This window comes from Sphingobacterium psychroaquaticum, assembly GCF_900177625.1.
Lineage (GTDB): Bacteria > Bacteroidota > Bacteroidia > Sphingobacteriales > Sphingobacteriaceae > Sphingobacterium > Sphingobacterium psychroaquaticum.
The window spans coordinates 84,455-96,032 of the sequence record NZ_FXAU01000008.1 but is presented as its reverse complement, the minus strand read 5'-3'; the positions used below and the strand labels follow the sequence as shown (position 1 = coordinate 96,032).

Below are 11,578 nucleotides of genomic sequence, written 5' to 3'. Positions count from 1 at the left end.
ATGATGAAAAAGATATTAACCTACATATTATTTAGCAGCGTGCTGCTGCTAGGGGGGTGTAAAGATTTCTTAGATCTACCACCAAAAAATCAACGTGCCGTAACGACGTTGAACGATGTGAAATCTGCTTTGGCAGGTTATTTAGACGCTTTTGTCCGGACTAACACAAAGCCTATAATTGGTCCAAGTCCCATTATTACCGAAGCACAAAATATGATGTTTGAGGCGTATTCGGATAATTTTGATTTCGCAGGTAATATGTCTCAGTATATAAATGCAAAGAACATTCATGCACAGGAGAAGTTTTATGCGAATAAATTGTTGTTCAATGATACGGAGACCACTGATTATATCTGGAATAATTACTACGCTGCAATTGGTTTTTTGAATGCATTGATTGATCAGTGTGATAATTTGAAAGATGCTGATCCGAGTGAGTTGAAGCGCGTGAAAGGCGAGATGTTGGTACATCGTGCTTTTTATATATTCAAATTGCAACAATATTTTGTACCGATGGATAAAGAGGAGTTGGGTATTCCTTTGTATTTGCATACGGGGCAAGAGGAAATTGATATCGTGATGGATCGCAAGAAATCGTCCGAAATCTACCGTGTCGTTACAGGCGACCTGAAGGCGGCATTGGAGTATTACCAATCAGAAGGACCGAACGATGGTTTTAACAGATTCTTTAATGCGCGTTTTATCCAGAACCTTTTAGCCCAGGTATACTGGTTTAAGGCGGAATCGTCAGCCAAGGAGTCGACCGATTATGAACAGGCAAAAGTTTATGCCGAGGCGGCTACGAAAGATGTGGATGCACTAATTCCTAATACATTGGTGGCATTCCAAAATGTACAGCGGAACCTTAATCCGGACTACCCCGCTGTTTACCAACAGAGTGTAAGTTTCGGTATGTTGATGCCGATCTATGGCTCAAACCTCGATTATATAGGTTATTCGCCAAATAGTCTAAAGGTGCCGGCCGATTTTTTCAGTCTCTTTGATGATACGGATATACGTAAAGCGGCGTACTTTACCGGTAGCGTGATGTCAAGTACCTGGCCGGATGGTATGGTAAACGGCCAGAAGCATATTCGTATTCATTTGTTCACACCTGAAGAAGCGTACCTAATCTTAACAGAAAGTCAATATCGTCTCGGTCAACAAGATCAGGCGTTAGCAACACTGAACAAATTTAAAGGTTTCCGTGGAGCGAAAGCCAAAGCGGGGCTGAATGGAACGGAACTTCTACAGGAGATCGTCAACGAGCGACGTAAGGAGTTTTTCTGCGATACAGACAAGCGTTGGCTTGATTTGAAACGCTACAACATTGGAAATATAGAACGTAAACTTCGTTTCTTTAATAAAGAATATACTGTTAAGGTAGAAGCCGGCGATTACCACTATGCGCTGCCGATCCCGTTGACTGAGTTGCAGGAAAATCCGGCCATGGTCCCTAATATGGGTTGGAATCCTATTGTTTTTTAATTTTTAAGTTGGAATCAAAATGAAAAAGACTATATATATATTGGCGATGCTCTTGGCGCTACAAGGGTGTAAGAAAGAGGCGTTCAACTACGCTACCTATCAAGCTGATGCGACAGATATTGACTCTGTCTATTTCTCTACGGGGAGCACTACGCTCATTGCTGACGGTAAAGCTACACTGCAGTTTGTACTGGAGACGTACCGTAAGGTACAGATTGAAAGTTCCCAAGGAAAAACAAAGGATACCATGATGTTTGTGGATTACCGTACATTACCAACAGGCGACGTTAAGGTGTATGCGGATGGGCAGTTGCTCTCAGCCATGGAGTACCGTACGAAAGAAACGACCAAATCGAGCTTACAATTTTATGCACAGGTAGGAAATGCAAAATCTTCGATTAAGCAAGTTCAAGTGAAGCAACCCAAGGTGATGGGTGAGAAGCGATATGTCGATATCATATTTCATGTGTTGGAGCTAAATCCTACAGATCCAGCGTTTGACCCCCTGACGAATCAAGAAATTACTCCAGCTCAATTAGCGCAAGCGGTCACATATGCCAATGATGTTTTTAATAATGTTTACGGTAAAGATCCAAATGGTGGAAGCGCTAATTTGGAATTTCGCTTAGCAAAAAATAACGCTACTGGCGCTACTTTAGCACAACCGGGATACAATAAGATCTTGTATGACGCTTCTTGGAAAACATCGCCGACGGCACAATTTTCTGCTGTTAATTTTACGTCGAAAATCGATTCTACCGTAGCTTATCAATGGGACAAAACGAAGTTCTTGAATATTTATATCTACCCAATAGCCGCGAATAATAGTTTGGGAGATAATAGAGCGGCCTATCAGATTGTTCCAGCAGGTCAGACAGCGATTCCTGGTATTACAAACACGATCACTTCGGAATCCCAGATTCCGGCTAAGAAATTTTTCACAACCTATGGATTGGGAATTCACCGCACAGTTTTCTTTCCCGGAATGGATAGACGGATAGAAATTGCACAATACTTAGGTGTTTACTACGGACTCTACCCGACGCATAATAGTGTGCTGCCCATCATTGACCACGTCTCTGATACGAAGAAGTATCAAATAGGAACCGGAAGTGCCAATGTAACGAGCGGCTTGCTGAAGATTGGTGTCGATGGTGAGAAATTTTTAGCCAATAATCCGATGGATGACGTACGGTATGCCTCGCTACGAAATTGTTTTACACAGCAGCAAATCGATCGCATCCGTCTGGTGATGGAACGCTCCCCGGTACGTAAGGCATGGACATTAAAATAGATCTTAAACTATAAACAAAAAGATAAATGAAAAAACTAGTAATGCTGCTGCTCAGTGTAATTCTTGTGAGCAGCGTAACAGCACAGTATAAGATTAAGGTAAAAGGCTATGTAACTGGACAGACGGAAGGTCATAATAATGTTTATCTATATAATCAAATAAAAAAGGACACCGCTGTTATTAAAGACGGTTATTTTGAATTTAATATGGTGGAACCAACCGCTGGCTCACGTGCCATAGCGATTGAATATGATCAAAAGAAACATCGTATGTATTCCCCGGTTGTTTTATTCTGGGATCAATCGGGAACAATTGAGGTGCGTTTCGACATCCAGAAAGGGTTATCTTCTACGACATTAAGCGGTATGCCATCTGCCGTGACTTTTGCCAATCACAGTGCAGCGCGTAGTAAAGCTTTTATGGAGATCCGAGCCCAAGTGCAAGCAAAGTACGGAGCTGATGCCCTCAAACAAGGAGCTGATGCGAACAAAGAGGCGATGGCTTATATGGAAAAGCTTTCGGCTCAAAAGTATGACTCGTTATTAAATACGTTTGTGGATGGTAAAAGTATGTTAGCACCGGTTTTAATTCTTAGTCATATTTCTAATCTCCCTACGGATAGATTGGAAAACTACTACAGCCGTCTGTCTAAAGCGGTGAAAGAAAGTGAGGAGGGCCAGACGCTGAACGCGAAGATTCAAGGCTTGAAGAATGCTTATGTAGGGGCAACGGTCACAAATTTCAGTTTACCCGATGAGAACGGAAAGCAACGCTCTTTTGAAGAGTTTAAAGGTAAGTATATACTGCTTGATTTTTGGGCTTCCTGGTGTAGTCCATGTCGGGCTTCCTTTCCGCGTATCCGGGAAGTGTATGACAAACTGAAAGGTCAGAATTTTATTGTTATAAATGTTTCTATCGATAAGAATAAAGAAGCGTGGTTAAAGGCCGTAGGAGAAGAAAATAATCCGTGGCCACAGCTATATGATGATAGTAAGATGGCTTATGCTCGGTTTAATGTTAGTGCCGTTCCTACGTCATATCTTATCGATCCATCTGGAAAAATAATCATGAAAGAGATTGGTTTCGACCCAAAAGGTGGTGGGGCAATGGAACTTAAACTGGAAGAGATATTCAAAACTAAATTTTAATTTAACAACATATTACAAAACGAGATGAAGAAGTCGATAATGGGAATGGCTGCGGCCATATTAGTTAGTCTGAGCGCGAATGCGCAGCAAAAGGAGTTTATTACTGTTACGGGGAAAGTTAATTTTCCGCCAAGTAAAGAGCACCAAGAGAAGTATCCATTTACATTGAAAGATAAGCCAATGAAGGATGCAAAAGTTTTTCAAACAATCCAATTAAACGCAGATAGTACGTATACGATTAAGGTGCCTAGTAAAACTCCTCGTTTGTATTCACTCGATGTGTATGGATGGGACCGTATTACATTTTGGGCCGGAAATGACGATTTGAAAATCAATTTCCGTGGAGAAGATACGGCAAAGATGAAAATTAAAAACCCGCCTTACGTATTTATCGAATCGGAAGGAAAAGACAATCAGCTGATTAATATGTTAAACTGGGAAGTTTATCAGAACTACCAAAATACAATAGCGATCGGGAAGCGTCAATACATGGCTTCGCAGAAGAAAGATACAGAGATGCACAAGTCTTTGACGGATATGATGATGGAGCAGTATGATAACCTAAATACGAGAGCTAAATGGTATGTACGTGCTTTTAAAAACGATCCACAGGTTGTATATGCTTTAGGTTACTTAAGTCCAAAGCGCGATCAAGACTTGATTATCGGTACGGTTGATCCTTTATTGAAAAAATATCCTTGGTTGACCGAAGCGCAAGAAGCAAAGGATAATATCGATAAGGCTCTTGCTGCTGCTAAAAAGACAGAGATGGGGGTAAAGTTCTTGAATATTACGCAAGCCGATCAAAATGGTAAAGAGGTGAAACTGTATGATTATATGAAGGGCAAAAAATATGTTCTAGTTGATTTTTGGGCATCATGGTGCGGACCGTGTCGCGCAGAGAATCCACATGTACTTGCCGTATATGATAAGTATAAAGCTAAAGGGTTTGATGTGTTTGCGATTTCTTTGGATGATAAGAAAGACAACTGGTTAAAAGCAATCAAAGATGATAAATTGCCGTGGATCCAAGTCTCGGATCTTAAAGGTTGGAAGAATGAAGCAGCACAATATTATAATATCGGTAGTATCCCTTCTAACTTCCTGTTAGATCAAGATGGAAATATTATTGCGAAGAACTTACGTGGTGCGGACTTGGAGAAGGAAGTAGCGAAATTATTAAACTAATTATCATACACCTATGAAAAGGATTTCTTTTATAATAGGTATAATGCTCTTGCTGCTTTCGCAGCAAGAGTCTTATGCGCAAATGGCTGCAGCCAAGAAAGTAAATTGGGATGTCGAACATAAAGTCTCTTTAAATGCGACATCTGGTTATGTTTGGAATATTATTAAGGATGATAAACTATCGACTAAAGCATCAAATGGTTTTGTGAAATCTATTACTATTGATGATGCGACCATGCCAATTGATCGTACTGTGTATTTCGCTGATGGAACTAAAAGAGGGGAAAGGGTAACACAAATGGAAGATCAACATAAATTGATGGTTATTCATGTTGCTAAAGAGTCTTTAGATCCAGGTATCGATGATTTAGAGATTGCCATTTTCAATCAAGCGAATGATGCGGATACGGTTACGGAGCTCACGTGGCGGATTCTGATCAAAGGTGATAAAGAGGCGAAAGAGAAGGCTAAAGCAAAGATCTTAACAGAGCTCAAACAATATGAGTTGGGCATACAAAAGATGGTACCAAGCAAATCTATTCCTGCAATGCGCATGCAATAGAAAGGCCGATCGTTGAGTATACAAAAAAGCCCTTCTCTATAGAGAAGGGCTTTTTTGTATATTGTTTAGGGTGACTTAATTCAAATTCTTATTGTCGTCATTCGATCCCGCGTTCGCCGTCATTGTTTTAGCATCATCAATTGGACGTCCACCATTATAATAATATCTCTTCCAGTATGCTTCGTTCAGGTTGCTAATCATCACACCACGACTCGAAGCTGCATGTGCAAATTTATCGTCTCCTAAATACACACCTACATGGGTAATTTGTTTACTGCGGATTTTGAAAAATACAAGATCTCCAGGTTGAAGATCACTTTTTCCGATTGGCTTAACATTTGCATATTGATTTCTGCTGTTGTAGCCAATTGTGGTGTTGAAAACATTTTCATACACCGCTAAAGAAAACTTCGAACAATCGATTCCACGCTTAGAATCTCCACCCAACCGATAAGGTGTACCCAACCATTCGTAAACAAATTGGTACAGCTTCGTGTTAGTCATTGCGTTGTTCGCAACACCCATTATTTGAGAAAAGTAATCTTTGGCTAGGTTATCGGGATCCGAGGAAGTTGTTTTTTTGGTTTGTGCCTGCGACACTAGACATAAGCCTATGAATAGCATTCCTGCTACTAATTTCTTTGTTTTCATTTGTTCGCTTTAATTACAACTTTTTTAATCATCCAGGTGTTTTATAAACAAGGACAAAAGCAAAATTAACACTTATGTATTGGGAATCCAAGTAAACTGACATTTATTTAACAAAGTTTTAACGATTTTTAACATATGATTTTTTGGCTAACGGTAAATCTAGGACGATGTAGTATTGTCTATTTAATACTGTTTCAAGGCTGTTTTTAATATTTTTTTAATAAAAAATGTAAAATAGTTTGAATTTATCAATTATTTAGTTTTATCTTTAGACCGATTTAAGAAAAAATGATACAGCACACTATTATTTCAACGATTATTATTACCACCGGGCATAAACAGCGGAGGAAGTAATTCTATTGTCTAATAAAAAGTGTACATAAGATATAGAGCCTTCCTCAAAATGGAAGGCTTTTTTTGTGCCATAAACAGAACCATCTATTTTAAAACGACTAAATACAGAAAAATGAAAGTACTTAAGTTTGGAGGAACCTCGGTCGGGAGTATCGAAAGCATCAAAGCGGTGCTGGATATTGTCAAAAAAGCATACGATGACGGTGAAAAACCACTGGTTGTCTTGTCTGCTATGTCGGGGGTAACCAACCTATTAACCCAAATGGCCGAGAATGCGGCGGATCGTGTTTCCTTCGATGAAGATATTAAGAATCTTGAAGAACGCCATTTTGCCGTTGTGAAGAAACTGATAGCTGTTAAGTATCAGAATCCGGTTCTTACCAAGCTGAAGCTCTTGATTAATGAGCTTGATGAAATATTGCAAGGGGTATTTGCGCTGAAAGAACTTAGTGCGCAAAGTAAAGACCTAATTGTTTCTTTTGGGGAACGTTTTTCGAACTATATGGTAGCCAAGATTATGGAACAATATGTGCCACAGGCCGAGTTTCTTGATGCTTCGCACTATGTGAAAACCGATAGTAATTTTGGGCATGCTCATGTAAATGAGGAGCTTACTAACCAACTTATTCAGGCGCTGGGACACACGCATAGTGATAAACTATTGTTTGTAACCGGTTTTATTGGCTCGAATGACAAAGGTCGTATAACGACATTAGGTCGGGGTGGATCAGATTATACTGCCGCTATTTTTGGTTCTGTGCTACATGCATCAGCGATCGAAATATGGACCGATGTCAATGGGATGCTTACGGCAGATCCACGGATCGTCAAGAAAGCCTTCTCGTTACCGGTTCTTTCCTATACCGAAGCCATGGAGCTTTCATATTTTGGAGCCAAGGTGATTTATCCGCCGACGATGATTCCTGCTTTCATGAAAAAGATTCCAATCGTAATACGTAATACATTTCAACCCGATTTTGAAGGAACTGTTATACAGTTTGATAGTGGGAAATCGGCTTTTCCGATAAAGGGAATTTCTTCGATATCCGATATCTCTGTTATCAATCTATCGGGGAGTGGAATGATTGGAAAGTCCGGCTTTAGTGGGCGTCTGTTCACGTTGTTGGCGCGTGAGCAAATTAATGTGGTATTAATTACACAGTCTTCTTCCGAGCATAGCATCACCTTTGCTGTTAATCCAGACGATGCGTATAAAGCGATTCGCTTAATTCAGATTGAATTTGAGTTGGAGTTGGAAGCCAATAAATTGCTGATGCCGACTATTGAAGACAATCTTTCCGTGTTGGCTATAGTGGGCGAAAATATGAAGCGTACACCAGGCATGTCCGGGAAACTGTTCCATGCCTTGGGGCGTAATGGTATCAATGTGCGTGCAATTGCACAAGGCTCTTCCGAATTGAATATCTCGGTCATCATCGGTAAAGAGAACTTAGCTAAGGCGTTGAATGCAGTGCATGATGCTTTTTTTGCTGAGCTGAAGAAGACATTGCATGTGTTCAATGTGGGAACAGGAAATATTGGTTCTACCTTATTTAAGCAGATCTATGAGCAGCATGACTTTTTGCTTGACCATAATGATATTGAAATAAAGGTTGTCGGCTTGTCTAATTCGCGTAAGATGTTGTTTGATGCGGATGGTATTGACTTAGCACAGTGGAGTGAGCAGGTGGAACACCAAGGCGAGGTAGCGGACTTAAGTGGGTTTATCGAGCGGATGAAATTAATGAATCTGCCGAACTGTATTTTCGTAGATAATACGGCCAGTAAATTGCCTGCAACATATTATGAGGATATCTTTAAGTCTAATATATCGATTGTCACATGTAACAAGATTGCAAATTCAGGGGATTATGCGCAGTATAAATTACTGCATGATACAGCACGTAAGCATGGCGTAGACTTTTTCTATGAAACCAATGTGGGCGCAGGATTGCCAATCGTTCGGGTATTAAAAGACCTGATGATGAGTGGAGACCGGATTATTAAAATTGAGGCTATTCTTTCCGGGACGATTTCTTACATCTTTAACAATTTTACAGGAGATGCATCCTTTTATGAGGTCGTTAAGAAAGCGCAAGAATTGGGTTACACGGAGCCAGATCCACGTGATGACTTAGGGGGGATTGACTTTATGCGAAAAATGTTGATTTTGGCACGTGATGCCGGATATACCATTGAACCAACCGATGTGGACTTAGGAGCTATCCTTCCGCCATCGTGTCTTGCGGCGGCATCTGTAGATGATTTCTATACGGAACTACTAAAGGCTGAGCCTTATTTCAATGCCCTGAAAGAGGAAGCTGCCAGCGCGGGTAAAGTGATGCGCTATATTGGTAAATTGGAGGATGGTCAGGTTTCTATTTCCTTACAGATGGTCGGTGATAATCACCCATTTTATGCCCTCTCGGGAAGCGATAATATCATCTCTTTTACAACAGAGCGCTATAAAGATAGGCCTTTGGTCGTGAAGGGCCCTGGAGCAGGTGCAGAAGTTACGGCAGCCGGTGTTTTTGCGGACATGGTTAATGTGGGAGCATAGTCGTATTATAATGAGCAATAATTTAACAACAGTAATGGAAGATAAAAGAATAGATTTCCAAAACGTTAAGAATGAAGTACGTGTTTTTGCACCAGCTACAGTAGCCAATATGATTTGTGGTTTTGATATCCTGGGCTTTGCCGTCGATTTTCCGGGCGATGAGGTTAAGATGTATCGGGTGGAAGAACCTGGGGTGCGTATACGTTCCATTGAAGGGGATGAGGGGCGTTTGCCACTGGATGCGGATCGTAATACAGTAAGCGCTTGTGTAAAAATGCTATTGGAGGCTTTGGGTATTCAAGAGCAGATCGGTGTAGAGATAGAGTTGATAAAACACATGCCTATCGGAAGCGGGCTGGGGTCAAGTTCAGCAAGCACTGTAGCCGGGCTTTTTGCTATAAATAACCTCTTGGGAGATCCATTAACGAAGGAAGAGCTGATGCCTTTCTGTGTGGAAGGTGAACGTTTAGCCTGTGGACACGGGCATGCGGATAACGTTGCTCCAGCCTTGATGGGAGGGATTACTTTAATCCGCGGATATAATCCATTGGATGTTATAAAACTGCCGGTACCCACAGAGCTCTATGCTGGGATTGTTTTTCCTAAGGTCGATGTGCCGACACGTGATGCACGTCAGTTGATTAAGGAGAAAGTATTGTTAAAAGATGCGGTAACACAATGGGGAAATATCGCGGGGTTAATCGCAGGTCTGTACGATTCTGATTACGACCTGATTGGTCGCAGTATGCACGATGTGCTGATTGAACCCACACGCGCCATTTTGATTCCCGAGTTTTATGAAATGAAACAATTAGCATTAGAAGAGGGGGCACTCAGTTTTGGGATCTCTGGTTCAGGACCATCGGTAGTTGCTATTGCGCGCGGTAAAGATATTGCGGAGAAAGCAGCTACTCGTATCCAGCAACATCTAACGGCTTGCGATATCGAAAGTTTTAAATACGTGTCTGCCGTTAATGTCGATGGACCGAAAGTAATATAAGAACACTATTATGAAACTATATAGTACAAATAATAAAGATTTACGGGTTTCCTTTCAGGAGGCAGTTTTTAATTCCCTTCCGGCTGACAAAGGGTTGTATATGCCTGAAGTAATCCCACAATTAGACCCTGCTTTTATTCGAAATATTGAGCAGTACAGTTTACAAGATATCGGTTTTACGGTAGCAAAAGCATTGATTGGGGATGATATCCCTGCCGATGCGCTAAAAGCAATTGTTCACGACGCGATTAATTTTGATGCGCCTGTAAAATTGTTGGATGCGGGGATGGGTGTTCTCGAGCTCTTTCATGGCCCATCCTACGCTTTCAAAGATTTTGGCGCTCGTTTTATGAGCCGCATCATGGGGTATTTTTCACAGGAAGGAGATCAATTGTTGGACGTGTTGGTTGCCACTTCAGGGGATACCGGCGGAGCGGTTGCACTGGGTTTTCTTGGTGTGGAAGGTACACGTGTGACAATCCTATATCCGAAAGGGAAAGTCTCTAAGGTACAAGAGGAGCAGTTGACGACCAATGGTCAGAATATACGAGCCTTGGAAATTGAGGGTACTTTTGATGATTGCCAGGCATTAGTGAAAAAAGCATTTAATGATGAAACGCTAAATGATGTGCTGCGTCTGACATCTGCCAACTCGATTAATATCGCGCGACTGATCCCGCAAACCTTTTATTATTTCTGGGCTTATGCACAGTTGAAGGCACAAGGAGTGAGCGAAGTGGTATTTACGGTGCCAAGTGGAAACTTTGGTAATATCGGCGCTGGATTGTTGGCTTACAAAATGGGGCTGCCTGTCAAACATTTTGTTGCGGCAACGAATGTAAATGATACCGTACCACGCTTTTTGTCAAGTGGCGCCTATAGTCCTAAACCATCGGTGCAGACGCTTGCCAATGCGATGGATGTCGGCGACCCAAGTAACTGGGTGCGTATTATGGATCTTTTTGGTCGTGATCTAGAAATGGTGCGTAGCTTGATAAGTACGTATACGTTCAATGATGCGGAAACGAAGGTTGGTATGCAGGAGTTGTTTGAACGCTATGGTTATGTCGCATGCCCGCATACAGCTATTGCCTATCTGGCGGCACGTCAATATCAGGAGGATGCTCCTGGAACCTACGGCTCGGTGTTTTTATCAACAGCACATCCGTGCAAATTCCCGGACGCCATCTCGAAGGAGGCCTTTGCTAAAGTAACGTTGCCGCAAGGTGCAGAAGCGTTAGCTGAAAAAGAAAAACTAGCAACCGTGCTCCCGGTTGATTACGATTTATTTAAAGATTATTTGCTTCAGCATAAATAATTTCAAGATTGTTGT

General features: G+C 41.4%; 9 protein-coding genes. 8 read left to right on the top strand and 1 reads right to left on the bottom strand.

The window, feature by feature from the left end; genetic code table 11:
• From B9Y69_RS17515 to B9Y69_RS17495, 5 genes are read left to right on the top strand one after another with little or no spacing between them, the layout of a single operon-like run.
• Positions 1–1,488: a RagB/SusD family nutrient uptake outer membrane protein gene (locus B9Y69_RS17515; RefSeq protein WP_085474291.1), complete on the top strand. Its 1,488-nt coding sequence runs from the start codon at positions 1–3 to the stop codon at positions 1,486–1,488.
• A gap of 19 nt (positions 1,489–1,507) precedes the next feature.
• On the top strand, positions 1,508–2,782 hold the full coding sequence (locus B9Y69_RS17510) for a hypothetical protein (RefSeq protein ID WP_085474290.1): 1,275 nt from the start codon (positions 1,508–1,510) through the stop codon (positions 2,780–2,782).
• A gap of 26 nt (positions 2,783–2,808) precedes the next feature.
• Complete coding sequence (locus B9Y69_RS17505; RefSeq protein WP_085474289.1) at positions 2,809–3,930, top strand: TlpA family protein disulfide reductase; 1,122 nt, start codon at positions 2,809–2,811, stop codon at positions 3,928–3,930.
• Between the two features lie 24 nt (positions 3,931–3,954).
• Positions 3,955–5,118: a peroxiredoxin family protein gene (locus B9Y69_RS17500; protein ID WP_085474288.1), complete on the top strand. Its 1,164-nt coding sequence runs from the start codon at positions 3,955–3,957 to the stop codon at positions 5,116–5,118.
• A gap of 13 nt (positions 5,119–5,131) precedes the next feature.
• A complete protein-coding gene (locus B9Y69_RS17495; RefSeq protein ID WP_134433602.1) occupies positions 5,132–5,680 on the top strand; it encodes an SRPBCC family protein in 549 nt (182 codons plus the stop codon).
• Between the two features lie 75 nt (positions 5,681–5,755).
• Here B9Y69_RS17495 and B9Y69_RS17490 read toward each other — a convergent pair whose 3' ends face one another.
• A complete protein-coding gene (locus B9Y69_RS17490) occupies positions 5,756–6,331 on the bottom strand; it encodes a C40 family peptidase (RefSeq protein WP_085474286.1) in 576 nt (191 codons plus the stop codon).
• 466 nt (positions 6,332–6,797) lie between these two features.
• On the opposite strand from B9Y69_RS17490, the gene thrA reads away from it, so the two are divergent.
• Genes thrA through thrC form a run of 3 tightly spaced genes read left to right on the top strand, consistent with a single transcriptional unit; the run spans position 6,798 to position 11,563 of the window.
• Positions 6,798–9,245 carry a bifunctional aspartate kinase/homoserine dehydrogenase I gene (gene thrA / locus B9Y69_RS17485; protein ID WP_085474285.1) on the top strand — a complete coding sequence of 816 codons (2,448 nt, stop codon included), beginning with the start codon at positions 6,798–6,800 and terminating at the stop codon, positions 9,243–9,245.
• Positions 9,246–9,255: 10 nt separating this feature from the next.
• On the top strand, positions 9,256–10,245 hold the full coding sequence (locus B9Y69_RS17480; protein WP_234991300.1) for a homoserine kinase: 990 nt from the start codon (positions 9,256–9,258) through the stop codon (positions 10,243–10,245).
• Positions 10,246–10,255: 10 nt separating this feature from the next.
• Positions 10,256–11,563, top strand: a complete 1,308-nt coding sequence (thrC, locus tag B9Y69_RS17475) for a threonine synthase (protein ID WP_085474284.1) — start codon at positions 10,256–10,258, stop codon at positions 11,561–11,563.
• Positions 11,564–11,578: the final 15 nt, after the last annotated feature.